This window comes from Serratia sp. OLAL2 (assembly GCF_002752475.1).
Taxonomy (GTDB): domain Bacteria; phylum Pseudomonadota; class Gammaproteobacteria; order Enterobacterales; family Enterobacteriaceae; genus Serratia; species Serratia bockelmannii.
Window position 1 is genome coordinate 351,269 of record NZ_MSTL01000016.1, and the last position, 23,636, is coordinate 374,904.

The window sequence follows — 23,636 nt, forward strand, 5'->3', positions numbered from 1 at the left end:
ATGAATGTATTCAGTCTAAAAAAAAGTAAAGGATATGCTTATCCATTAACAAAACCTAAGTATGATAAAGAAACAAATAAAGAGCATCCATATTTGCAAGAGATAAATGGCAAGACACAGGCATTTGCATTATGTCCAGCTTGTCATAATCCCGTTATTTTAGTGAATAGGATAGTCCCACAAACGAAAAGCAACACCCTCTATGCAAAACATTGTAAATATAATGTTACTGATTTAGCCAACTATGATCAAAATTCCTATGAGAATTGTTCTTTGGCGAATCCTACGAACTTTGATGAAAAAATCAAACGACCATTAAATCATGCAACAAATGATATAATAAAGGATGCAATAAGAAATCATTTTGCTTTGTTAATCTATCATCTCGAATTAGCAACTGGCATACTATTTAGTGAAAAAGTATTGAGACAAATGCTTAAGGATTTTGAATCATGCCAGGGTTATTATTATCATTCAATTAATCTATTCAACTTACCTGTTGCATTTTTATATGTTGTGAAATCTCAAGATTTATCTTCTTGCAAAATAAATCCCGACATTTATAACAAAATAAATATCAAATCAAAATTATTTACATTTCAAAGTAATTCTAACTTTGGAAAAACCAACTTTAGTATAATCCCCCAAAATAATTCACTTAATTCAAATATATCGTTCTATCTATATGACCATACATTATCAACAGAATACACTGAGGAATCAGTTACTTTGTGTATCATTGAAAAAACAAGTAATGGATCTTATGAAAAAACCTTATTTGAGAAAGTTATTAATTTTGATGGAGCATATTATGTTAACACTTTAAATAAACGAAACAAGTTCAATTCACTGGCAAGATCCATCATTACCTAAAACTAACCCATGATGTATAAAATTACTGATAGGCTGGCTAACTACCAGCCTTATTCGTTCTAGTGTAATAGGAGGAACATCATCTGAACTCATAGAATTAAGATAAAAACTTGAATTTGGCAAACTTGAAACAACATGCGGACTTATAGATAGAAAAGTGATAATTTCGCAAAATTCCTCTTCATTAACTTTTGCTTCAATAATTCCTAACTCTATTAGCCTATCATATTCAAACAAGGCTTTTAATATGGCATTATCCCAAAAATCGAAAGCTTCATGATAAACACCATTTTCATTTACACACATATTAAATTTCATACATCCTCCTCTATTTATAATTATTCATTTATATAAAACTTGGGGAATTTGTCAATAGTATAAATTAAGCAAGGGCTAACTCATCGAAGCGCCACGCTGCTTCTTCGAGTTCCCCTTGTTTTTTCCGCCCTTCGGTTGAAAAAAAATTAAAAGCAAAATCAAGACACTACATTGACATTATTCGCATCTATCATATAAATAAATTAAGCATAAGGAATATGCTTTTATTTAATTATATGAAAAGGGGTTCCTATGGTCGAAAGTAATACTTTTAATAAGATCGTTGTAAGTAAGCATTCCCGTAATGGAAGCGTTAGCGAAGCGAAGCTCTCACACAACCAGCTTCGTTCTCATTGCATCAGTGTCAGATTAAATGATGAAGAGCTAACGCTTCTCAATGAGAGACGTGGCCGTCATCGTAAAGGCGAGTGGCTTCGCTTATCTTTACTTAATAAACTTCCTGCTGTCGTTCCAGTCATCAATTTTGAAGCCTGGAAAACCCTTGGTGAGATTTCGCAGAAGCTAAACAAGCTCGTGGCTCATCTTGATAGCAAGAGCTATGAAAGCTCTCTGACGCAAACTGAACTCTTCGCCGTAAAGCGTCAGGTCTCAGAGCTTCGCTTGCATTTAATTACCGCTGACCTGTGGAGAGCTTCCCATGAAGGGAATGCAAAAAATCCGCAGGGGTAAGAGCTTCGCAGGGGTCGTGCTTTACGCATTAACACCAGCTTCTCATCATAAAAAAGATCCGATAGTAATTGGCGGGAACATGGATGGAAGCGATGTCGGAGAGTTGATTGCAGAATTCAATGCGACTAAAACGCTTCGCACGGATGTTGCTAAACCAGTCTGGCACAATTCGCTTCGCTTGCCCAAAAACGAATCGCTGACAGATGCTCAGTGGTCAGGGATTGCTGATGATTACATGTCCCGAATGGGCTTCTCTGAAACGCACCTCAGATGCTATGTCCTTCATGATGATGCGGCCGGCCAGCACATCCACATTATTGCCAGTCGTATAGATCTATCCAATAGAAGTCTTTACTTGGGCAAAAATGAAAACCTCATCAGCACCCGTATCATCCAACAGTTAGAAATAGATCACCATCTGACCAAAACCAAAGGGCCAGAATCGGTAGCATCACCATCCCCAGCTTCGCTATCCAGAAAATCCCCGCCCCAAAAACCGATAATCGCAATACCGAAGCCTAAAAAGCTATCGCGTAACGAAGCGATGATGGAGAAGTATAAAGGAGAGCTATCACCCAAATCGGTTGTTCAGGAAGCCCTGGAAGCATTACTTGTCGATAAACCATCCACCACTGATTTTGTAATGCAGCTTGCCGCCAACAATATCAAAGCGCTTCCGAATATTGCCTCAACAGGGAAAATGAATGGGTTTTCATTCGAATATCAGGGCATTGCTTTCAAAGCTTCGCAGTTAGGTAAAGGTTATTCCTGGTCTGCCTTACAAAACAGGCTAGATTACCAGCCGGAACGCGACAATGCTTTCCTGTTTGCATTGAAAATGCCCTCAGTCAGTAAGGCATCGGTTAGCGAAGCGCCTGATAGTGCCATAGCAACACATCCACATGAAATCACAACAACGGAAGCTAACAGCCCCATAGCAGCGCTTATCCATGATAACAGTGCTGGTCAGGACGAATACACTAACGCTTCAGTCAAACCGATTCACTTAGAAGCAGGTGCTGGTGCTCAAGAAGCGTTTGCAACCGAAGCGTTAAAAGTAGCGCCCAAGCGAAGCGATGCCGTGTCAGCGTTCAGGTGGTTGGAATACATCCCCTACCTAGATGTAATTTATCGTATGTTGAAAAACCTCAAAATCCCAACCCTCAAACGTCCTCGAAAACACAAAACCATCACTAGCGTGAGAATGATAGAGATAACATCATCATCCCCCAAAACTGCCATTGAAGCACCACATAAATCGTACAGAGCTTCGCTTTCAATGTAGGGCTGGCAAGCCTTTTTTGATAGGTATAGACCAATGAGTTGATCGTTTATACCGATCGATAATCTAGTGTTGATAGTTAATATCTATCATTAATCTTTAATCGATCGGTACAAGTGATTTGCCTTTCCTGTAAACCCAGTCAAAATGTGATTTCACACCAAAGAATATAACAAACTGATTTAACTAGCCTATTTACGTATTCAACTAACATGCAGGTTTTGAAATGGCAGATACCATCTCATCTGTAGTCCCTGATTTCTTCATACATCGAATATGAATTTAACATCTAACACAAAGGAACTTGTATGAGCATCTCCACCACGAAACGCCGCAATGAAGAAGTCAACGTTGGTCTTTCTGATCGTCGGAAAGCCGAGATTACAGCCCCAAAATTTGATCTGTTTGGTGAAACTTACACGTTTGTTAAGACTTTCTCTGGCACTGTCATTAATTCCAACCCAAGCAATAATCAGATCTGGGTAAAAACCGACGCTGGGGATGAGAAGCAGATTTCCGACTATGGTATCCCCTTCAGAAGTTCACACACTATTTATAAATACGAGCTTCGCCAATATAGTGAGGATGGTTCGTATAACGTGTATAAAGATGCACTTATCGTTAATAAGAACACGGGAGAACATGAAGTAAACTTAAACAGGCAAAAAGTTGTCATCCCCGCTTTTCTGACAATGCTATTCCATAATGCTTCTACAGCATCGTATTACAGAGCAATGCCTGTTTCGAAACTATTCTCTATTGTTTTCATTTTACTTTGTGCTGCTGCACTTATTTCATTTCTCACATTGCCTTGGGGCTTTAAAGATGGATATGTTTGGGATGAGCACAAGTATATGTGGCTCACATATTTCCTATCAAGGATCGGAAGCTTTGTTTGTATCAAATGGATTAAAAGAAGAAGCGCTAGATTTGATCATGAAATCACAAATCTTATCGATTTAGTAAAAAAATAAAAAATAATAAGCAACAAAGAGTTAGCCCGTAGATCCCTACTACGGGCTTTTAAAATAATCACAATCCATATTTTCTTTTCTTCTCTTTGATGGATAACGATCTTTTTAGGGTCGAAGCTTCATATTTCCTTTTCTCATTAGCATAGACTTTCTCTGTTCGGCTACCATTACTGACTATAAAGTTAATCAATGAAGAACATACATTTTTCATACGCTCTTTGTTGATCAAATCATCATCCAGTTTATTTATATGACTATAATATGAAAGTAGCAGAAAGGTTAAAACAACCTCCCTGTTGGAGAAGGTCATTTTTTCGATACCACTTTGGTATTTGATATAAAATCCTGCACAAAAAAGATATGATTGTTCTATAATTCGTTGCTCTGAGAAACCAGATTCAGCGAGTTTATCAACGAATCGATCAAGCAGAAGTAGATACCTTTCCATTAAGTTAATATTTGTTTTATCCATAATATGCATCCTTGCAATAGTGAAATTTTGTCGTCCTGACAAGAAAATAAATAACATAATATTTTACCATGTCAATAGCTAAAACCTATCAATTCTATTAAAGGTATTTTGCAGGTAACGGATGATTAAGTTCTTCAATCGTTATTTGTTTAAGATGAGCATTATAAAGCCATACTTTGAACTGCTCTAAATAGCGTTCATTTAATGCCTTCAAAGCTTCATTTTCTGCTTCAAGTCTTCTAATTCGTTGAGAAGCCACTTTTAAATTAGCAGGTTTTACAGTGTGTATTGCACCAGATTTGATAGTGGCTTTTTTCACACTGAAGCTTTCTGCAATCCTTACATGACTACTTAAGGATTGTCTTGATGGTCTTTTCCCAATAATCCTTACTAACCTGTCGCACAAGGCATCCCAAGTTAGTTTTTCATCTATAGACCATGTGTTAATAACATCTACAATCTTCTTCTCATGATAACCATTTATATGTTTAGCCATTTATTCTCCTTTTTTTATTCTCTTATGGAATTCATACCATCTATCAGCATTTATGTTCCCATCATTTTTATCATACAGTGTTCTTTTTAAGATTTTATCGTGAATGTTTGAAATCGTTTCGTTATCTAAATCAGAATTCTCAATCGGATAATGTTCACACGGCTTAAACGCATATGAGTGCTTGCAGTATCCATGTTTTGATACAAGTACCGCACCACTACTAAGTGAATCAAACTCGTTAAGATCCACCACTGGAATATCCTTTTTTCTGTGCTCATTAACACACACTGATAACTTTTGTTCTCTTATTGCTTTAGACATTTGAAGATGCGATCTGTGGTCATAAGAAACATTTTGAGAAATTAGCTTACGTCCAGACCAGCGAGCAATACTAAATTCATCCATACCATTTATTTGAGCAAATGTGTTGAGAAGATGCCTCAGTTGATGTGTTCTCAGCAAATATGGGCTACCATCTTCATTTATATAACCATGTCTTTTAAAGATATTAAAATGTCCTTTTATATAATCAGAATCAACAATGTCAGTTTTAAAAAAACTCATTGTAGGTCTGAATAACTTATCTGACATTTTCTTATTGTTTTGATTTAACTGTCTTTCAGTTAACAAGCAAAGCGCATTAGAATATTCAATTTTCTTCTCTCTATCATACCAAGGGAAATCTTGAGGTATATTCTCTTTAAGGGTTCCCATCGTTGAATTAGAGTGATTTTTTTGAATTTCAGCAGCCAATAACCTCGCTTGACTTGATAATTCTTTTAATCTGCTAATTGCCTGTTTAGCTACAGGTATCATTAGAGTTGGAATCCATTTTATATTACCTTCATACCCTTTTGCTGAAAAAAATCTCAAACCGTATCTTTGAATGCCCTTTCCATCACATTCTGTAATTTCACAATCCGCTGGCAAAGCTAAAATTTCTGATATCCTACTCGGTGCGCACATAAGTAAAGCAAGCACAGATGTAGTAAATATATCTCTTGAAGATAATTGTTCATCCCGCTTTGAAAAAATCTCAGCAATCGCAATAACTGATTTGATATCAGGCAATCTAGGATGGCCTTCAAGTGAAGAATCATAACCAGTCCAAGACTGAGTAATCCTATACCTAATTGGATTTACCCAAAATAAATAAGATGAGTTAGTCATCCTATTATCACTTAAAAAAGAACTCAATTTCTCAAGTTCTCTTCCAATAGCAAATGCGTGTGCTTTAGAATACTTTTCAGAGACAATTCTTATGCATTCATCAAAAACTGAATTGTTGCAATAACTTACATTAGCTTCCATATTGATTTTCAGTAAAACGAATTCTACAATCTTCAACATTGATAATGTTGAGTGTTTCGTCTTAGATCTATTGAATGAATGCACATGCAACATATATGCTTTAGCAAAATTAATAAAACTATCATCTAAGCATTCCTTGCTGCTGAGGTTGTTTTTTAAGTTAAACTTAGTAAATCTATATAAACCTTTCCATTTATTGCTTTCCCAAGAAATTGTTAAATTATTATTAGAAATGGTATCCTTACAAAACTCGATGAACTTAATAACATTATAGTGTGGGTTGTTTTTATTACTTGGTTCAAAAATAAATATATTGTTCATTATGTTCTCCAGGGGTTGAATTTTTTACAAGATAAACATTTAAATTCCTCTTTCGTATCTTCTAATAATAAAAATGAATCTAAAACATACTTGATAAAAAAGTTCTTGTTTTCTTCAATCTCTACGCCCATAAGTATATGGGATAAGGGTTTAAAAAATGCACTTAGTTTCTTATCAATATCATAAACACTGTCAGGATTATTTTTTATATAAATCATAGAAGAGTTTGCTGATTTATGATCTAACGCTTTAGCAATCACCTCAATTGAGGCTCCTTCATTAGCCAGTCGACTCCCTAATGTATATCTGAATCTTCTGGCATTAAGCTCTATATAGCTGTTAGTCCTTTCTGATCTAACATCGAATTTTGAAGGAAAGCGTTTTAATAGCTTTGACATGACTGAATTTTTCATATGGAAAAAATCTGTTGTTAAATCAGATAGAAAATCCTCAATTCTTTTTATTTCCGTAATCTTGTCTAAATCCATGAAGATTGGCAATTCGCCTCTATAGTTATTAATCCCAACACTAAATTTATCTTCTACAAACACCTGATTTTCATTAATTAGCATTGATAAGCTGTCATATAAGAACTTTTCTATCATTACCATGTTAAATTCATTTCTGAATGATTTCCTTTGTTTTACTTTTGGTACATTTAAAAAATACCCTTTCTCATTTTTAATGAGATCCTTAGCTTTTAGAGAGATTAACTGTAATGGCCTTCTTCCTGTTATTGCCAACAGAAGAATATAACAATATAAGAAGCGTTGAATTTTCTTCTGAAGATAAAATTTGCTAACAGAGTTAAGGATATAATTTAGTTCCGTTTCAGTTAAAGGTCCTTTATTTGGATCTCGTCTTTTAACTGCCTCTCCTGTTTGGTTTGGAATGATTTTTATTTTCTCCAACATTCTAAGGGCAGTCGCTTCTACTCCAGGGTAATTGAGTTTTTTCCATTTAGTGATGAAGGCCTTAACTATGTTTAGCTTATAGTTTCTCGCTGAACCTAAATAAACATTCAATTGGTATATGGCTTTGTCATCAATAGTATCGATAGTCATCGCACCAAACCACTTATAAAATAGATTGTTAATGCTTTGAATATAGAAAGAACTATATTCAGACGCATAGTAAGCCAATGTTTTTAAGTAGCTAAGTTTCATTTTTGTAGGCATTCTATCTACAACTTTATGAGGGTATACGCAGTTTTCTTTATCCAGTTGCCATTTCTTATCTGACAGTTTGAAACTATACCTATTCATCTTAGCAAAAAAGATTTGCTCACTTTCAATACATTTGTTTTCCATACTAAACTCCACTAATTATTTTACTTACCGATTTATAGATCTTTAGGACGACATTCTTCTCTTGTTGCGATATATATTTATAGTTGTATCTATCACACATTATTGACTCCTTTGACCAACCCATTAGATAATTCCTTAAATCTTTCCTTCTACTATATTCTAATTCAGCACCTTCTATTCCTTTAGAATACATATAATTCCAAGAGTGCCTTAACCTATGGCCTGAAAGATTATATAGCTCTGGACTTGCTCGTTTCAGTGTTGATATCACCTTCTCATAAGCTGAAATGCTTAAGGGTTCTCCTGCGTTTTTTCCGGTGCAATGAGCCACCAATAAGAAATTATGCTTTTTCCTTTTTGTCATTTTTTCTCTGCTATTGCTTATGTAATCAAAAATTTCACAGGCTAACTCATCAGATAACGGAATAACCCTTTCTCCAGTCTTTACTAATGGTTGATAAGATCTTCCATCTTCTTTTGAATCATGTCTTCTGACTACACTCAAAGTGTTGTCTCTGAGATCAAAATCATCTATTTTAAGATTGAGCAACTCTCCAGCCCTTAAACCTAAATTTAAGAGCAAGGTAAATATTAGTCTGTTCCTGACCTGTACTTCCTTATGGAAAGGGTTTTCAATCCCGCCAATTTCCAATAGACGGAAAAGCACTTTGATCTCTTCTTCATTTAACGATTTTTCAGATATTTCATTCATATTCAATGAACTGTTTCTTGGAATATGTGCTCTGATACTTTCAATAAATACGTCTACTTCATACTTTGCATGAATCCCCTTTGACGAATGAACTAATCCACATAACCACTTAAGGTAGCGTGAAAAAACGTGTATTCTATAACTAAAGGTTCTCTTCGCAATAAACCTATTACTTGCTGATTTTATATTTATAATTTTTTGTCTGTCGAATCTTTGTTTCGCATATCTTACCAGATCATCTATTTCTGCAACGCTGAGATACTTTTTAAGCTCAATTCTATCAACTATATTAATTTTCCTACTATCTAAGAAATTACTAAAAATCAGTAAGTTAGTTGCAACTATTTCCATAGTTGAGGCGGTTGCGCCTCTATTTCTTATGTCTGTAGTAAGAAATAGATTTTGATAGTAAGCTGGTAGATTACTATTTTTATCAAGGATCAGGCATCCTCGCTCCCCATTACTCATGATGAATTTCTTTACTTTATATCCCATTTTGACCTCATTCTTTACAAATTAATATCACTCTCACTTATTAAATATATTCCAATTCAAAATAATTCAAATTTTTTACAATGACTTTAGTTTATTTGATATATATATTAACGGCTTGGAAAAATTTATTTGACGTCAAATAAACAGGTACGGCTAGTAAGTAGTATCCATACCCGATATTAAGAAAACTATCTCTAAGTCTTATAGCAAAAGCTCAGCCAGAAAAAAGGTAAAGAATTACGTCAAATATATTCATTTTTTCAGATGCAAATTTTACAAAGCCTCTTTTTTTTACCCACTACGTAAACTCATAAGATCTGTAAATTTCTTTTTTTTAATACATTATCAATAGTTAAAAAGCGATGAAGAAGCATTTCTGTTAAGCGACATGCTTTCTTGAATTTTCGATAATTAATTGAATCCATTCATCGATTTCGCTTTCGACAAAAGCGGTAGCACGAACACCGATCTTTACTGGCTGTGGGAACCGATTTTGGCTGATAAGACGATAGATCCACGCTTTACCAAATCCAGTTTTCCTCATGACTTCTGGTAAACGGATGAGACGAGCTTGATTTTCCATATGTATGTCCTCTGTTGTTTCTACAGGGATACAGTACAAATGAATTTCGAATGGATGAAGCGAGATTGCGAACACCAGAGCCATCCCTAGTTCGAAACTATGAGACTCTGGAGATTCATATCACTCAGAATCTGAGAGTTTCATAACATCCGAAACCCTCACATCAAAAGGCTACAGGTAGAAAACAGTTCTTTCATTCACCTAAATTTTTACAAGATCGAAAGCCTTTACTCACTAGATTTGAGCTTAGAGAAGATAACTATCTGCTCAATTGCGTATTAAGGTAGCCTCTAATTATGTATTTTTCATCAATAAGCAGTTAACTTGAAAAATTTATTTTTATAATAAAAACCTTCTAAATTCTATTGCATAATAGCTTTTACATGTTATTTTATTATAACAATAATTCTTAAGGACCCCAAAATGATTAATATTAAAGAGAACATTGACCACATTAGAGTGTATTATTATAGTAATGAGCATCTTTTCAAAAGCGAATTAATCAAAATTGGTAGTTATGAATTCTATGATAAATACCTATGTAATCTAACACCAAGAGAATATCTTGATTTCTTACAATTCCTAATTGATGATATAAGTGAGCGAAAAACGATAATACCAGATGAAACAACCTCTTTAATTAGTTATATGCTCGGCAAAGAAATTTTAACAAAACAGGAAGATAATTCATTTGCTATATCTGAAAATATATTCACAGAAAACTATCAAGATCTGACAAAAAAATTCATTACATTAAATAACATACACACTGCTAAAAGAGAAAAAAATATAATCGAATCCAAAATTCATAACAGAAAAGTTCTAAACAAAATTAAAAAGAGGCTATAGATTAGCCTCTTTATTGTCAGATTTTTCCTGACATTATATCAATTATGTGCTATATATATTGTCTAATCTGGCATTCTTCATTTCTTCCCAAAATGGGAAACGTTCTGCTTCTATATTATAGCACAATCATATTTTGGGAAAATTGTCATATTTCGCATAATCGTTACCGCATTTTAAATAATAATAAATCTCTATTTTCAGAAAACTCTTCCTTAAAATATATTTATCAACCATTGCAATATAATCAATCAGTATCTGACAGTTTCATAACATCCGAAACCCTCATTTCTTTAACATGCTGATTTTTATTAATAAAAAAGTTAAATTGTCTTAAAAAATCAATTTCTACAGTTTTCATTGCGAAAGGCCGATCAGCATCTCTTATATGATATCCTTGGCGAATCGCCTTATCATCATCTTCATCCGTGTATAGTAATCGAGATAGTCTGTCGTCAGACAGAAGTACTTTTTTTCGTTCTGACCATGCGAGCAAATCAAGCATAGGGATAATTCGATAGCTAATTAATTTTTTTATTGCCCCATAACCAAATCTGACTGCATCAAGTGGTGCAGGTTTAACGCCTTTTACTTTTCGCCATTGTGGTAATGATACTCGCAGGGCCTCAGCTATCTCATCATCGCTTCCACCCGCAAGATCGATTTCTAACATAATCGTAGTAGGAAACTGTTCAGGGATTTGTTCGGAAATATATTCATTTTCAATAGTGGAATCTATTTTATATTGCTCTGTATTTGCTCTTATGAATAAAGCCTTTCTCATACAAGCAAAACTGATATTTGCTATTCGATCAACTGTAGTAATAAAAAAGTATGGGGGTTGATATAATTTATTTTCGGCATCCATATATTTTAAGTGCTTCTCTTTGATAAGAAAAGGATCACCATCCAATATCTGCATATAATTTTTCAATACTGTTTTCTGCATTCCTTCTTCTATTACTGGTTTGAAAAAATAGGTTCTCGACCATATTTCATGGTAAAGCATATTAATAGAAATGTTTTTAAACTCTCGATATTTGTCCAAATCAAACCACGTTTTAACTGCTTTGGTGTCTTCTGATGTCCAACTATTCATTTTTACCCAAGATTTCATTAATGCCACTCCGTTGTAAAAAGTTTTACTTCGTAATAGCACATAAATCGCAAATAAAAAAATGGCGTCTCAATTGGTTATTGAATACGCCATTTTACTTATAAAAATCAGTTAGTTATTAAAATCGAAAGGTGCAATTCTTCTCTTAGTTGTTTCATCAAGATAATCAGCCCACCACTGCAACATCAACCTACGCTCGTCCAAATGCTCAGCTTTATGAATGTATGCGGCACGAACGGAGTTCCGCTCCTGATGGCTCATCTGCCTCTCAACAGCATCTCTCGACCACTTTCCTGACTCGATCAAAGCACTACAAGCCATCGCTCTAAAACCATGCCCACATACCTCAACGGTTGTGTCATAACCCATCGACCTGAGCGCCTTGTTCACTGTGTTTTCGCTCATAGGTTTTCTGAAATCATGATCGCCAATGAATACAAGGTCGCATTCACCGCTGATTTCTCTGATTGCTTTTAGAAGTTCTAAGGCCTGACGACTTAACGGCACGAGGTGTGGGGTCTTCATTTTTGAGCCTCGATGGGAATGTTTGACTCCTGGCAATGGCTCGCGTTCTCCAGGGATAGTCCACATCGCATTTTCAAAGTCGATCTCCGACCATCTTGCGAATCGGAGTTCACTGGAACGGATAAAAATGAGCAATGTCAGCTTTACGGCTAACTTCGTGAGTTTCCTACCTTTGAAGTTGTCAATTCGTTCTAAGAGTTCTGAAAATCGTTCGAATGGCAAAGCTGGCCTGTGGATTCTTTTGGCTACAGCAATAGCTCCTGCCATCTCCTGAGCAGGGTTGTAATCTATCAGCCCGTTCTGGACAGCATATCGCATTACTGCCGTCGTTCTTTGCTGTAGTCGGGAAGCAACTTCCAGTCGCCCGGAAGCTTCAACAGCCTTGATAGGGGCAAGAAGATCTCTGGTATTAAGCTCGGATATTTTTCTTTTACCAATAGTAGTAAAGAGACCATCTTCCATGCTTTTTAGAACTCTCTCGCTGTGGGAATCAGACCATTTCCTTTTACAGGCAGTATGCCAGTCCCTTGCGACAGCCTCGAATGTCAAGGCTTCACTTTGCTCAATCTTATCTGCTTTTTTCTTCTCAGAAGGATCGATACCATCAGATACCAACTTTTTGGCTTCATCTCGCTTCCTGCGGGCTTCACCAAGAGAGACCACTGGATAAACACCCAATGCTAAAACTTTCTGTTTGCCCCCGAAACGGTATTGGAGTCGCCAGTATTTTGAACCATTGGGGTTGATCAGCAGGTGCATACCCTGCCCATCTGTGAGTTTGAAAGGTTTGTCGGAGGGCTTGGTAGTCCTAACTTTGATATCAGTAAGTGCCATCAGTTGATACCTCCGCTGTTGGTATCAAAATCAATCGAACCGAAGATACCACCAGTTATACCATCATTCGTTGGTATATGTGGATAGAAGTAAGTAGACGTGGACAGACTAAGAAAAGCCAAAACTCTGCTTAACTTATTGTTTTTATGGACTAAAGTAGACGTTAGTAGACTTGAAAAAAACTTTGTATGGTGCCGAAGGCCGGACTCGAACCGGCACGTATCTCTACGGTTGATTTTGAATCAACTGCGTCTACCGATTTCGCCACTTCGGCACTGAAGTAGTATGCGGAAAACGGGTGCATTATACCTTCCCGCGATCGGTGCGCAAGAGTTATCAGGCATTCAATGAGTTAAATGTTGAAAAAAGCGTCACAATCCCCGTTTACCCTCTTATTGCGGCGTTTACCGCATCTTCCTCCCGCTCTTTCACGCCCCTCACTCCAAAACCGCAGATCCGATCACAATTTCACCAAATGCTGATTTTAAAGCCATATGAAAGAGAATAAGGTGAATAAATAAAATCAAATGAAAATAAAAGAAGGATAAACGCAATGAATGAAACAACCAGAAGCATGGCCAGATTGATCGATCTGAGCGCAGTGCAGGCCACCAATACCGAGGAAGACGTGCGTCACTGCGCCGCGCTGGCCTGCCGCTATCGCATCATCTCGGTGCACGTACTGCCCTGCTGGACGCGTTTCCTCAGCACCCTGCTGCCGGAGCGCGGTCAGGCGGGCGTGATGATTGGCGGGCCAGTCGGCTTTCCCGGCGGCGGGCAGACTACCGACCTCAAGGTGCAGGAGGTACGCCAGCTGATCGCCGAGGGCGCGCGCGAGGTCGATATGGTGGTGAACATCGGCAAGGTGCTATCGGGGGATTACGACTATGTGCGCGAAGATCTGCGCCGGGTAGTCGAGGCCGCCGCGCCGGTGCCGGCCAAAGTCATTCTGGAGACGCACTATCTGAACGAGCAGCAGATCCGTCGGGTGTGCGACATCGCCGTCGAGGTCGGCATGGCTTGGGTGAAAACCTCCACCGGCTGGGCACCGACCGGCGCTACGGTAGAGAAAGTAGCGATCATCGCCGATCAGTTGCGTGGCCGCATCCAGATCAAAGGGGCCGGCGGCATTCGCGATCTGGACACGGTGCGCGCGTTGTATCGGCTGGGCGTACGCCGCTTTGGCATGAGCGCGGCGGCTACCCAGCGCGTGCTGGAGCAGCTCGAACAGGATCCAGGCCTGTTCCCAGAGCTGAACGATAACTAATCTTGCGCGATCCCAGCGCACGCTTCTGCGGGTGGCCCGCACCATCCGCCACGGGAGTGATAACAATGAAAGATTTACTTCTTACCCTTGATATCGGCACCGGCAGCACCCGCGCCGGGCTGGTCACCAACACCGGGGAAATCCTTGGCTTCGCCCAGCGTGAGTACGAACAGATCACGCAGCAGGCCGGTTGGTCGGAACAACCGCCTTCACTGTGGTGGCAGAGTGTCTGCCAGTGTACGCAGGAGCTGTACGCGCGCTACGCCGAATACTGGCCGCGTATCGCCGCCGTCGGCGCCTGCGGGCAAATGCACGGCACGGTCTTGCTCGATGCCGACGGCGAGCTGGTCGTCGATCGCGCCATGCTGTGGAACGACAAACGCGCGCAGCCGCAGGTGGCGCGCTTTAGCCACCAACAGCCGCCGCAGCCCTGGCTCGAACTGTTGAACAATCCCCCCACCGCCGCCTGGCCGGCGTTCAAGCTGGCCTGGCTGCGTGAGCATCACCCATCGCAGTGGGAGCGCATCGCCACGGTGTTGATGCCTAAGGATTACGTCAATTTCCGGCTCTGCGGCGTACGCGCCACCGACTACAGTGAAGCCTCCTGCTATTACCTGATGGACAGCGCCACGCTGCAGTGGTCGCCAGAGGCGCTACGGCAGTTCGGGCTGCGCGCCGATCAGCTGCCCGCCATCCACCTCTCCAGCGAGGTGATTGGCCACATTACGCCCGCAGCGGCAAGCGTTACCGGTCTGCCGCCGGGCGTGCCGGTAGTAGCGGGCACGGCGGATATGGCCGCTACCCTGCTCGGTTCCGGCGTCTATCAGGCTGGCATCGCCTCCGACAGCACCGGCACCTCCACGCTGCTCACCGTGGTCTCGGAACACCCGCTGCTCTCTGCCAGCGTCAACAACCTGCACCTGGCCAACTCGGCCTGGGGCGGCTTTACCCTGCTCGATGCCGGTGGCGACGCCATGCGCTGGGCGCGTTCGGCGCTAAGCGCCGGCCAACTCAGCCACCAACAGATGCTCGATATGGCGGCCGAGGTGCCGCCGGGTGCCGAGGGGCTGCTGTTCCTGCCCTACCTGACCGGCGAGCGGCTGGCGGAACACACCAACTCGCGCGCGCAGTTCTTCGGCCTGCAGCGCAAGCATGGGCAGCCGCATCTCTACCGCGCGGTGCTGGAAGGCGTAGCGCTGGCCTCCCTGCGTAATCTGCAGCAGCTCAGGCGCCACGCACAGGAGCCGGAGGCAATGATCGCCTCCGGCGGTGGCGCACGTAGCCCACTGTGGCTGCAGATCAAGGCCTCGGTCTACAACCTGCCGCTGCTGCAAACGCGCAATCAGGAGAACGGCACTACCGGCTGCGCGATAGTCGCCGGGGTCGGCGTCGGGCTGTTCAGCAGTTTCGCCCAAGGGGTGAGCCGCACCGTCAGCATCGAGCGCGAATTTACCCCCGATCTGCGCCAACACGAGCACTACCTGCGCTGCTTCGAGCTGTTCGAACAGCTCTACCGCCAGGCGCAACCCCTCTACGAGCAGCTTGACGTTATTAGCTCGTTCTCTTTTTCTCCGGATGAAGGAACACCGCAATGAGCGACTCTCTGATTAACAAAGGCGACGTGGCACAACACGCCGCGGCCGAAAGCATCGACCGCAGCGCCTATCTGCCCGCCACGCCCTGGCTGCAGCTGATGCTGGTCTGCTGCCTGTTCGCCCTGTGGGGCATGGCCGGCAACCTGAACGATATTCTGATCGCCCAGTTCAAAAAAGGCTTCGATCTGTCGGATACCCAAACCGCACTGGTGCAGTCGATCTTCTTCCTCGGCTACTTCGTGATGGCGCTGCCCGCCGCAGCGGTGATCAAACGCTACTCGTACAAGGTGGCGATCGTGATCGGCCTGTGCCTGTACGCGCTCGGCTGTTTCCTGTTTATCCCGGCAGCGCAGATCATGACCTACGGCGCCTTCCTGGCCTGCCTGGGGGTGATCGCCACCGGGCTGTCGTTCCTGGAAACCTCCGCCAATACTTACTCCAGCCTGCTGGGGCCGCTGGAAACCTCCACCCAGCGCATCAACTTCTCGCAGATCTTCAACTCGCTGGGGATCATTTTTGGCGTATTGATCGGCCAGCAGCTGGTGTTCGGCAAAAACGATCCCAGCCACGCCGAGCTGCTGCAGATGCCACCGGCGGCGGCCGAAGCGGCACGCACCCAGATGGTGTCACAGGTGGTCACACCTTATCTGATCATCGGCAGCGCGCTGATCGTGCTGGCGCTGATCTTCGTGGCGGTGAAATTCCCCGCCTGCAAAACCCAGCGCTCGCACCAGGGAGCGGGCAAGCCGCTGATGCAATCGCTGAAGATCCTGCTGGCGCTGCCGCGCTTCCGGTTGGGGGTGCTGTCGCAGTTCCTGTATGTCGGCGCGCAGGTAGGGCTGTGGAGTTTCACCATTCGTTTTGTGCAGATGATTGAACAGGGGGCAACCGAGCATTCAGCCACCTACTGGCTGCTGGCCACGCTGGTCTGTTACTCGGCCGGCAAGGTGGTCACCACCGCGCTGATGAAAAAGTTCAGCCCGGCGCGGCTGCTCGGCGTGTTTTGTTCGGTATGCGTGCTGCTGTTGCTGCTGGCCGTCAACATCCAAAGCCTGCTGGCGGTGGTGGCGATCATGGGCGTCAACTTTTGCATGGCGCTGTGCTGGCCAACCAACTTTGGCCTGACGATCAAAGGGCTGGGCGAAGAAACTCAGGTAGCCGGTTCGATCGTAGTGATGTCGATCATCGGCGGTGCGGTGGTGCCGTTAATCATGGGCATCATCTCCGATCTCAACGGCGGCGATATGCAGATCGCCTTCGCGGTGCCGCTGATCTGCTTCGCCTACGTCGCCTTCTATGGCTTCTACTGCGCGCGCAAGGGGATTTGATATGGCACACCGAATTAACGGGCTGATGCACGTCGGTTTGCGCTGCGCCGATATCGAACGAGCCGCCGGCTTCTATCGTTCACTCGGTTTCGAACCCCGGCAAACGCTGGCGCTCAGCGGCCCCGTCACCGTACAGTTTTTGCAGTTGGGTGAGTTAACGCTGGAGTTATACCAGCTACCCGCCGAAGGGCTGACTCGCCCCGCCAGCGCCTATGGTATCGACCACATCGCTTTGCGGGTCACCGATCTGGCGGCCACGCAACGCTGGCTGGCGGATCTGGGCTATCCGGTGATTGAAGGGCCGACGCTGCAGCCCAGCGGCGCCAACGGCGTGCGCTATCTGATGATCGCCGGGCCGGACGGTGAGCGGGTGGAGTTCAGCCAACCGTTGTAATGTTTCTTCCCACATAGCACAAGGCCCGATGGCTGTTATAAGCCATCGGGCCTCATTCGCTTTTTTGTCAGCTCACGCGTCTTTATAACCTTGGCTCGCCGCTTGTCGGGTTATGCTTGTTACTCCCCCGATCTATGTAAACGATGCCAAATAATCCCGAACCGGGATAACAATGCTGAAAATAATTGCATCACAATAATTCAGCCAATAAAAAATATGTTTGCACAACATTTCGACAACACTATTTTTTCATCTACGGCAGTCATAACTGGAATAAGTCAATGGGAACGGGGTTGTCAGGGGAGAGATGTTATTTCTTGATATGGGATTTTATCTAGAACCAACAGAAAATAGCGTGCATACGTAACAAAACAGCAACCCAAAGCTAAAAACCAGCAGAGAACACTTGCCTCTGCTGAGTTGATAGCTTTAAGATGGTGTAAGAAAATTTTCCCTGGTGTTGGCCGATCTTGGCAGCCTGACCCTACGAGGTCAGGTTTTTTTTATGTTTTTTTCATCAAAAATTGACTAGAAAAGTGTATCGCCTTAGGGAGTTAGAAGCTAGTTAGACTAAAGTATAGTACCCTACTAGACCTTCATAAGTTCAGTTGGGTTATTATTTCACATAGCGGAAATCGGGTGCTAGCACTATTTTTCGCTCTGTATCTCAGCCGCCACGGCGTTCTATCAAGACCACCACACATTGCTCATTTCACCCAGCAGCCCAACATACCCGCAGAACCATCACGAAATAGCACCGTTCCTGTCATTACAATAATGTGATCTCTATCAGATATTTTTTAAGAGCGGACTTGGTCACGCAGGAGTACAGGTCCGAGGACAACTGTAAAAATCACACTGGCCGCCATTTTCACGCTTATTCCTCTGCGGGACGACGAAGTCATGCCTTATAGGCAAATCTTCAGTAGGAAAATATCACCAATTCACTATTAAAATAATTAAGACACCATTCATTATAAAATCACCAGTTAATATTTCGCCATGGCAGACAAGGCCGGGCAGCCCATGATAGCAATTCTGGAATCCTCTCCTGTCTTTAATCGGCCAGGCCGTTCAATTTCGCCGGCCTGCTGTGTTCACTGTGCCATTGCCCTGAAACTGCCTCGCGGCACGGCATAATAAGGTTAGCGCCGATCGCTTAAAAAGCCTTATCATTCTCACGCACCGGCATGCTCGTAGTGAAACTTCGCTGATGTTACTGGATAAAGTTATTTCTCTTAATTTATTCAAAGGTAACATTATGTTTAATATTTACAGCACCAACTACGCATCAATGAGCACCGAAAAATCAGCAGAACTTTATGTTTTAAGGAAAAATGTCTTTAAAGACAGGCTGCAATGGGCCGTGAACTGTTCAGACGGCAAGGAGCTGGATGAGTTTGATAATGATAAGACAAACTATATATTTGGCGTAAAGGACAACATGATAGTTTGTGGTACCAGGATGATTGATATGAAACACAAGAATATGCTGAACAGCGCATTTTCCTCTTTCTTTCATGACATCGTCATTCCAGAAGGGAATTTCATCGAATCCACACGCTTTTTCGTCGATAAAGAAAGAACCCAGTCACTGCTGGGTCGCCGGTTCCCTGTGACTCTGGCGCTGTTCTTATCGCTGATCAACTATGCGCGGCAACACGGCTATGACGGCATACTGGCCGTCTCCAGCCATCCGATGTTGCATATCATCAAAAGCTCCGGCTGGAACGTCACGCTGCTGAAGACAGGCATATCGGAAAAGAACGAGCCCGTTCATTTGCTGTTGGGCCACGTTGATCGTCAGAGCCAGGAGGCATTAAAAAACAAAATATTCAAAAAGTTGAATACGCAAGACGAGCACATGCTAAACGCCTGGCCGTTGAGCGACGAACCTGCATTCTAATCACCCCACCGGTTTAATCAGCTGAAGTTCCATCCCTAAACGGATAGCATGCCGGGCATTCGCCACCCCCAGCTTTTTGACAATGTTCCCCATATGAAACTTGATGGTGCAGGTTTTGATCCCCAGGATCATACCCATTTCCTGGTAGGTTTTCCCTACGCTGGCCCAATAGAGGATCTCGTTTTCTCTCTCGGTAAAACGGGCGTTTTTTTCTTGGCGCGCGGTGTTTTTTTCGGACAGTGAAGTCAGCGTCAAATACATCTCATGGGTCGATGCCAACAGCAATGAAATATCGCCTTTATGCTGATTCAGCATCTGCATGGTTTCCGCCTTGCGCTCGGCAGCGAGGGTAAAGGAAAGGGTCACCAGATTATTATTAAAATCATGCAACACGAAGGTATAGCCGTCGGCTACGCCGAATTCGCGTGCTTGCTCGAACAACTCAGAAAAGCGGAAGCCGGCACCGGCCATCAGATTTTCATCCCAGGCAAAAGGCGTCAGGCGATTGAGCGCCGTAATGACTACCGGATCGGTATATTGTAGCCCTTGCTCTTTATATTGCTTTACCCATTCACCGGGATAATTGGTAACGCCAAAGATACATGACATATCTTTCTTGGATAACACCACGTAGGCCCAGATAAGCTCGCCGAAATCGCCTAATGCCGCTTCCAGATGCTTGCTGATAATGTGACTGATATTCTCTTCATATTCCATTAACTGCCTGCCCCGCTACCCAATACGCTGCTGGGTAGACTATACCAAAAAGGATCGACGCGCCGTAACCTTCACATCTCGCACGGATAATGCCCGGTGGAATATTGCCCTCGGTGGCCGGCAAGCGCTTTGCCTGCCGCCGATACGCGGGGTATATTAGCCGCACGTCCATTGTGCCTGTCAGGAGTGAATGAGTGAGCATGTTCGCAGAAGAGCGCCAGGAAAAACTCCTCGCCATTCTCAAAGAGAAGCGCAAGCTCTCCGTGGGGGAAATGAGCTCGCGCTTTAACGTCTCCGGCGCCACCATCCGCACCGATCTGCGCATTCTGGAAGACGCCGGTATGCTGACACGCACCCACGGCGGCGCCATTCTGCGCACCCGCGCCAGCTTCGAGGTCGGCTCTGATCAGCGTGAAGAGGTGAACCTCAGCGCCAAGGAGCAAATCGGTCAATTGGCCGCCGGCCTGGTGGAAGACGGCGACATCATCGTATTGGATACCGGCACCACCACCCTGCAGATCGCCCGCCATCTGCGCCAGCGCCGCAATCTGACCGTGGTCACCAACGATTTCATGATCGCCAAGAGTCTGGAAGACGTCGAATCGATCCAGATCATCCTGCTGGGTGGCATCGTCAAAAAGGGTTATCACTGCGCGGTCGCCATCAACGGCCGTTCGCTGCTGGATACGCTGAACATCGACAAGGCGTTTATGGGTGCCAACGCATTGTCGCTGAAACAAGGCGCCTGTGTGGCCGACATCATGCTGGCCGAAACCAAGCGCGCGATGGTTGAGCATGCCAATCAAGTGATCGTAGTGTGCGATCACTCCAAGCTGAGCAACACCTCGCTGGCGCAGTTCGCCTCCCCTGCCCAGATCGACACCCTGGTGCTGGATCGCCTGCCGGAAGACGCGCAGGCCTATCAGGATGCTGGCATCGCGCTGCTGAGCGTCAGCTAATCCCCCCAACAAAAAAGGCGTGGCCCCGCGGCCACGCCTTTCTTCACCACCACTCGCCCCGCTACTTGCGTTTGAGCAGCATATACACGCTGATCAGCAGGAACAGCATGCTCGGCAGCAGCGCGCCCAGCACCGGCGGCATGCTGTAGACCATGCTCAGCGGGCCGAAGATCTGATCCAACACGTAGAACAGGAAGCCGAAGCTGATGCCGGTCACCACGCGGATACCCATCGGCACGCTGCGCAGCGGGCCGAAGATGAACGACAGCGCCATCAGCATCATCACCGCCACCGACAGCGGCGAGAAGATTTTGCTCCACATATTGAGCTGGTAACGGTTGGATTCCTGGCCGCTCTGCTTCAGGTACTTCACGTAGTTGTGCAGCCCACTGATGGAGAGCGAATCCGGATCCAGCGCCACCACGCCCAGCTTGTCCGGGGTCAGATTGGTTTTCCATTCGCCGGTCAGCGTCTGGGTGCCGGTCACCTGTTTCGGGTTGGTCAGATCCGAGGTGTCCACCTGCGAAAGCTGCCACAGGCCGTTCTCGAAGCTGGCGGTGGCGGCATAACGCACCGTCTCCAGGCGACGCTGATCGTTGAAGTGGTAGATGTTCACGCCGGAGAGTTCTTTGTCGCCGGAGACGCGCTCGATGTAGATGAAGTCGTTGCCGTCCTTCGCCCACAGCCCGCTCTTGGTGGAGAGCAGCGAGCCGCCGTACATCTGCTGGGCGCGGTAGTTGCGCGCCATCTGCTCGCCCTGCGGCGCTACCCACTCGCCGATCGCCATGGTCAGCAGCACCAGCGGAATGGCGGTTTTCATCACCGAGCCGGCGATCTGCAGGCGGGTAAAGCCGGAAGCCTGCATCACCACCAGTTCGCTGCGCGTCGCCAGTTGGCCCAGGCCGAGCAGCGCGCCAAGCAGCGCCGCCATCGGGAAAAAGATCTCGATGTCTTTCGGCACGCTCAGCAGGGTGTACATGCCGGCGCTCAGCGCGGTGTACTCGCCCTGGCCGACCTTGCGCAGCTGATCGACGAACTTGATGATGCCGGACAGCGACACCAGCATGAACAGCGTCATGATGATGGTGTTGAAAATCGTTTTACCGATATACCGGTCTAATACGCCAAACATCAGGCCGCTCCTCTCAGGCGTGCGCGCAGCTTACGCATCGGCACGGTATCCCACAGGTTCAGCGCCAGCGCGATCGCGAAGTAAACGCCGTTAACCAGCCACAGCCACAGCATCGGATCCAGCTTGCCCTTGCCGGCGTTGGAGCGCAGCGAGGTCTGCAGCAGGAAGAAGATCAGATACAGCAGGATGGCCGGCAGCATGCTCAGCACGCGGCCCTGGCGCGGGTTCACCACGCTGAGCGGCACCACCAGCAGCGCCATCAGCGCCACCGAGACCACCAGCGTCAGGCGCCAGTGCAGCTCGGCGCGCGCGTCCGGATCGTCGGACTCCCACAGCGTCTGCATCGACATCTGTTCGGATTCGGTGTTATCGGCCGCCACGGTGCGGTGGCCAATCACCGCCTTGTAGTCGGTGAAGTCGGTAATGCGGAAGTCGCGCAGCAGCGCGGTGCCTTCAAAGCGGGTACCCTTGTCGAGCGTCACCACCTGCGAGCCGTCTTTCTGCTGCACGATGTTGCCGTGCTCGGCCACCACCACCGACGGGCGTTGGTTGCCGTTCGGTCGCAGCTGCGCCAGGAACACGTCGTTGAAGGTGCTGCCCTTCACGTTGCCGATAAACAGCACTGCGTTGCCGTCCTGCGAGGGTTTGAACTGCCCTTCCGCCAGCCCGGCGATGCTCGGGTTGGCCTTGGCTTCGTTCACCACCACGTCCTGATAGCGCGAAGCCCAGGGGCCGGCCCAAAACACGTTCACCGCCGCGATCGCAGAGGTGAGCAGCGCCAGGATCATGGCGGCGATAATCAGGGTGCGCTTGCCCAGCCCGCAGGCGTGCATAACGGTGATTTCGCTCTCGGTATACAACCGCCCAAGCGTCATCAGCAAGCCGAGAAACAGGCTCAAAGGCAGGATGAGCTGCGCCATTTTCGGCACGCCCAACGCGAGCAGAGAGAGTACTAAGTTTGTCGGGATATTGCCGTCCACCGCGTCGCCCAACACCCTGACCAAATTCTGACAAAAGAAGATCAGAAGCAGGATGAACAGGATGGCGATTTGGCTCTTGAGCGTTTCCCGTACCAGATATCTTATGATGATCACGCTTATTACGCCTGTGAAAACTTGTCTTTTTGCAGGAAAATCGATAATTTCATCGTTAATCCGCCATTTATTCTCATCATATGGC

The 23,636-nt window shown here is 44.8% G+C and carries 23 protein-coding genes and 1 tRNA gene; 11 read left to right on the plus strand and 13 right to left on the minus strand.

Going from position 1 to position 23,636, the window contains the following annotated elements:
* Positions 1-873, plus strand: coding sequence for a hypothetical protein (locus BVU99_RS24970; RefSeq protein WP_144334761.1), 873 nt, complete (start codon positions 1-3; stop codon positions 871-873).
* Here the strand turns inward: BVU99_RS24970 and BVU99_RS24975 are convergent.
* The gene (locus tag BVU99_RS24975; RefSeq protein ID WP_144334762.1) at positions 847-1,191 is read right to left on the minus strand and encodes a hypothetical protein; all 345 of its coding nucleotides are present in this window, start codon (positions 1,189-1,191) and stop codon (positions 847-849) included. The genes BVU99_RS24970 and BVU99_RS24975 overlap by 27 nt on opposite strands.
* A gap of 252 nt (positions 1,192-1,443) precedes the next feature.
* Here BVU99_RS24975 and BVU99_RS10495 point away from each other — a divergent pair, with 252 nt between their 5' ends.
* From BVU99_RS10495 to BVU99_RS10505, 3 genes are all read left to right on the plus strand, one after another.
* The gene (locus BVU99_RS10495; RefSeq protein ID WP_099817681.1) at positions 1,444-1,881 is read left to right on the plus strand and encodes a hypothetical protein; all 438 of its coding nucleotides are present in this window, start codon (positions 1,444-1,446) and stop codon (positions 1,879-1,881) included.
* Positions 1,850-3,166 (plus strand): relaxase/mobilization nuclease domain-containing protein, encoded by a 1,317-nt coding sequence (locus tag BVU99_RS10500; protein ID WP_099817680.1) that lies wholly within the window; start codon positions 1,850-1,852, stop codon positions 3,164-3,166. The genes BVU99_RS10495 and BVU99_RS10500 overlap by 32 nt, the downstream gene beginning before the upstream one ends.
* A 305-nt stretch (positions 3,167-3,471) precedes the next feature.
* Complete coding sequence (locus BVU99_RS10505) at positions 3,472-4,137, plus strand: hypothetical protein (protein ID WP_064405155.1); 666 nt, start codon at positions 3,472-3,474, stop codon at positions 4,135-4,137.
* 58 nt (positions 4,138-4,195) lie between these two features.
* Here BVU99_RS10505 and BVU99_RS10510 read toward each other — a convergent pair whose 3' ends face one another.
* From BVU99_RS10510 to BVU99_RS10535, 6 genes are all read right to left on the minus strand, one after another.
* A complete protein-coding gene (locus BVU99_RS10510) occupies positions 4,196-4,609 on the minus strand; it encodes a hypothetical protein (RefSeq protein WP_000361848.1) in 414 nt (137 codons plus the stop codon).
* Between the two features lie 97 nt (positions 4,610-4,706).
* Complete coding sequence (locus BVU99_RS10515; protein WP_007705378.1) at positions 4,707-5,105, minus strand: hypothetical protein; 399 nt, start codon at positions 5,103-5,105, stop codon at positions 4,707-4,709.
* A complete protein-coding gene (locus BVU99_RS10520) occupies positions 5,106-6,737 on the minus strand; it encodes a DNA-binding protein (protein ID WP_099817683.1) in 1,632 nt (543 codons plus the stop codon).
* The gene (locus BVU99_RS10525) at positions 6,737-8,047 is read right to left on the minus strand and encodes a tyrosine-type recombinase/integrase (protein WP_099817749.1); all 1,311 of its coding nucleotides are present in this window, start codon (positions 8,045-8,047) and stop codon (positions 6,737-6,739) included. Before BVU99_RS10525 ends, BVU99_RS10520 begins: the two co-directional genes overlap by 1 nt.
* 1 nt (position 8,048) lies before the next feature.
* Positions 8,049-9,254: a site-specific integrase gene (locus tag BVU99_RS10530; protein ID WP_007705370.1), complete on the minus strand. Its 1,206-nt coding sequence runs from the start codon at positions 9,252-9,254 to the stop codon at positions 8,049-8,051.
* Positions 9,255-9,633: 379 nt separating this feature from the next.
* The gene (locus BVU99_RS10535; RefSeq protein WP_099817076.1) at positions 9,634-9,837 is read right to left on the minus strand and encodes an AlpA family transcriptional regulator; all 204 of its coding nucleotides are present in this window, start codon (positions 9,835-9,837) and stop codon (positions 9,634-9,636) included.
* Between the two features lie 423 nt (positions 9,838-10,260).
* Here BVU99_RS10535 and BVU99_RS10540 point away from each other — a divergent pair, with 423 nt between their 5' ends.
* Positions 10,261-10,686, plus strand: coding sequence for a hypothetical protein (locus BVU99_RS10540; RefSeq protein ID WP_000608199.1), 426 nt, complete (start codon positions 10,261-10,263; stop codon positions 10,684-10,686).
* Between the two features lie 244 nt (positions 10,687-10,930).
* On the opposite strand, the gene BVU99_RS10545 is transcribed toward BVU99_RS10540, so the two are convergent.
* The 3 genes from BVU99_RS10545 to BVU99_RS10555 form a co-directional block, all read right to left on the minus strand.
* Complete coding sequence (locus tag BVU99_RS10545; RefSeq protein WP_099817750.1) at positions 10,931-11,800, minus strand: DUF6387 family protein; 870 nt, start codon at positions 11,798-11,800, stop codon at positions 10,931-10,933.
* 111 nt (positions 11,801-11,911) lie between these two features.
* On the minus strand, positions 11,912-13,159 hold the full coding sequence (locus BVU99_RS10550) for an integrase arm-type DNA-binding domain-containing protein (RefSeq protein ID WP_023302402.1): 1,248 nt from the start codon (positions 13,157-13,159) through the stop codon (positions 11,912-11,914).
* 189 nt (positions 13,160-13,348) lie between these two features.
* A tRNA-Leu gene (locus tag BVU99_RS10555) sits at positions 13,349-13,433 on the minus strand.
* A 243-nt stretch (positions 13,434-13,676) separates the two neighbouring features.
* On the opposite strand from BVU99_RS10555, the gene deoC reads away from it, so the two are divergent.
* The 5 genes from deoC to BVU99_RS10580 all read left to right on the plus strand — a co-directional run bounded on the left by deoC (position 13,677) and on the right by BVU99_RS10580 (position 19,649).
* A complete protein-coding gene (deoC, locus tag BVU99_RS10560; RefSeq protein WP_049204492.1) occupies positions 13,677-14,426 on the plus strand; it encodes a deoxyribose-phosphate aldolase in 750 nt (249 codons plus the stop codon).
* A gap of 65 nt (positions 14,427-14,491) precedes the next feature.
* The gene (locus tag BVU99_RS10565; RefSeq protein WP_060448227.1) at positions 14,492-16,021 is read left to right on the plus strand and encodes an FGGY family carbohydrate kinase; all 1,530 of its coding nucleotides are present in this window, start codon (positions 14,492-14,494) and stop codon (positions 16,019-16,021) included.
* Complete coding sequence (gene fucP / locus BVU99_RS10570; protein WP_049208827.1) at positions 16,018-17,349, plus strand: L-fucose:H+ symporter permease; 1,332 nt, start codon at positions 16,018-16,020, stop codon at positions 17,347-17,349. The genes BVU99_RS10565 and fucP overlap by 4 nt, the downstream gene beginning before the upstream one ends.
* A 1-nt stretch (position 17,350) precedes the next feature.
* Positions 17,351-17,743 carry a VOC family protein gene (locus BVU99_RS10575; RefSeq protein WP_049208826.1) on the plus strand — a complete coding sequence of 131 codons (393 nt, stop codon included), beginning with the start codon at positions 17,351-17,353 and terminating at the stop codon, positions 17,741-17,743.
* 1,213 nt (positions 17,744-18,956) lie between these two features.
* Positions 18,957-19,649 (plus strand): acyl-homoserine-lactone synthase, encoded by a 693-nt coding sequence (locus BVU99_RS10580; RefSeq protein ID WP_080352488.1) that lies wholly within the window; start codon positions 18,957-18,959, stop codon positions 19,647-19,649.
* On the opposite strand, the gene BVU99_RS10585 is transcribed toward BVU99_RS10580, so the two are convergent.
* Positions 19,650-20,366: a LuxR family transcriptional regulator gene (locus BVU99_RS10585; RefSeq protein ID WP_033636878.1), complete on the minus strand. Its 717-nt coding sequence runs from the start codon at positions 20,364-20,366 to the stop codon at positions 19,650-19,652.
* A gap of 200 nt (positions 20,367-20,566) precedes the next feature.
* Between BVU99_RS10585 and BVU99_RS10590 the strand changes: the two genes are divergently transcribed.
* Positions 20,567-21,325 carry a DeoR/GlpR family DNA-binding transcription regulator gene (locus tag BVU99_RS10590; RefSeq protein WP_033636877.1) on the plus strand — a complete coding sequence of 253 codons (759 nt, stop codon included), beginning with the start codon at positions 20,567-20,569 and terminating at the stop codon, positions 21,323-21,325.
* Between the two features lie 61 nt (positions 21,326-21,386).
* Here the strand turns inward: BVU99_RS10590 and lptG are convergent, their stop codons facing one another.
* Both lptG and lptF read right to left on the minus strand, forming a co-directional pair.
* The gene (lptG, locus tag BVU99_RS10595; RefSeq protein WP_019453290.1) at positions 21,387-22,457 is read right to left on the minus strand and encodes an LPS export ABC transporter permease LptG; all 1,071 of its coding nucleotides are present in this window, start codon (positions 22,455-22,457) and stop codon (positions 21,387-21,389) included.
* On the minus strand, positions 22,457-23,551 hold the full coding sequence (gene lptF / locus BVU99_RS10600) for an LPS export ABC transporter permease LptF (RefSeq protein WP_043139168.1): 1,095 nt from the start codon (positions 23,549-23,551) through the stop codon (positions 22,457-22,459). The genes lptG and lptF overlap by 1 nt, the downstream gene beginning before the upstream one ends.
* Between the last annotated feature and the right edge of the window lie 85 nt (positions 23,552-23,636).

Excerpts from the sequence above, each read along its gene's own strand:
- BVU99_RS24970 (WP_144334761.1), top strand. The coding sequence starts at position 1 with ATGAATGTATTCAGTCTAAAAAAAAGTAAAGGATATGCTTATCCATTA.
- BVU99_RS24975 (WP_144334762.1), bottom strand. The coding sequence starts at position 1,191 with ATGAAATTTAATATGTGTGTAAATGAAAATGGTGTTTATCATGAAGCT.
- BVU99_RS10495 (WP_099817681.1), top strand. The coding sequence starts at position 1,444 with ATGGTCGAAAGTAATACTTTTAATAAGATCGTTGTAAGTAAGCATTCC.
- BVU99_RS10500 (WP_099817680.1), top strand. The coding sequence starts at position 1,850 with ATGAAGGGAATGCAAAAAATCCGCAGGGGTAAGAGCTTCGCAGGGGTC.
- BVU99_RS10505 (WP_064405155.1), top strand. The coding sequence starts at position 3,472 with ATGAGCATCTCCACCACGAAACGCCGCAATGAAGAAGTCAACGTTGGT.
- BVU99_RS10510 (WP_000361848.1), bottom strand. The coding sequence starts at position 4,609 with ATGGATAAAACAAATATTAACTTAATGGAAAGGTATCTACTTCTGCTT.
- BVU99_RS10515 (WP_007705378.1), bottom strand. The coding sequence starts at position 5,105 with ATGGCTAAACATATAAATGGTTATCATGAGAAGAAGATTGTAGATGTT.
- BVU99_RS10520 (WP_099817683.1), bottom strand. The coding sequence starts at position 6,737 with ATGAACAATATATTTATTTTTGAACCAAGTAATAAAAACAACCCACAC.
- BVU99_RS10525 (WP_099817749.1), bottom strand. The coding sequence starts at position 8,047 with ATGGAAAACAAATGTATTGAAAGTGAGCAAATCTTTTTTGCTAAGATG.
- BVU99_RS10530 (WP_007705370.1), bottom strand. The coding sequence starts at position 9,254 with ATGGGATATAAAGTAAAGAAATTCATCATGAGTAATGGGGAGCGAGGA.
- BVU99_RS10535 (WP_099817076.1), bottom strand. The coding sequence starts at position 9,837 with ATGGAAAATCAAGCTCGTCTCATCCGTTTACCAGAAGTCATGAGGAAA.
- BVU99_RS10540 (WP_000608199.1), top strand. The coding sequence starts at position 10,261 with ATGATTAATATTAAAGAGAACATTGACCACATTAGAGTGTATTATTAT.
- BVU99_RS10545 (WP_099817750.1), bottom strand. The coding sequence starts at position 11,800 with ATGAAATCTTGGGTAAAAATGAATAGTTGGACATCAGAAGACACCAAA.
- BVU99_RS10550 (WP_023302402.1), bottom strand. The coding sequence starts at position 13,159 with ATGGCACTTACTGATATCAAAGTTAGGACTACCAAGCCCTCCGACAAA.
- BVU99_RS10565 (WP_060448227.1), top strand. The coding sequence starts at position 14,492 with ATGAAAGATTTACTTCTTACCCTTGATATCGGCACCGGCAGCACCCGC.
- fucP (WP_049208827.1), top strand. The coding sequence starts at position 16,018 with ATGAGCGACTCTCTGATTAACAAAGGCGACGTGGCACAACACGCCGCG.
- BVU99_RS10575 (WP_049208826.1), top strand. The coding sequence starts at position 17,351 with ATGGCACACCGAATTAACGGGCTGATGCACGTCGGTTTGCGCTGCGCC.
- BVU99_RS10580 (WP_080352488.1), top strand. The coding sequence starts at position 18,957 with ATGTTACTGGATAAAGTTATTTCTCTTAATTTATTCAAAGGTAACATT.
- BVU99_RS10585 (WP_033636878.1), bottom strand. The coding sequence starts at position 20,366 with ATGGAATATGAAGAGAATATCAGTCACATTATCAGCAAGCATCTGGAA.
- BVU99_RS10590 (WP_033636877.1), top strand. The coding sequence starts at position 20,567 with ATGTTCGCAGAAGAGCGCCAGGAAAAACTCCTCGCCATTCTCAAAGAG.
- lptG (WP_019453290.1), bottom strand. The coding sequence starts at position 22,457 with ATGTTTGGCGTATTAGACCGGTATATCGGTAAAACGATTTTCAACACC.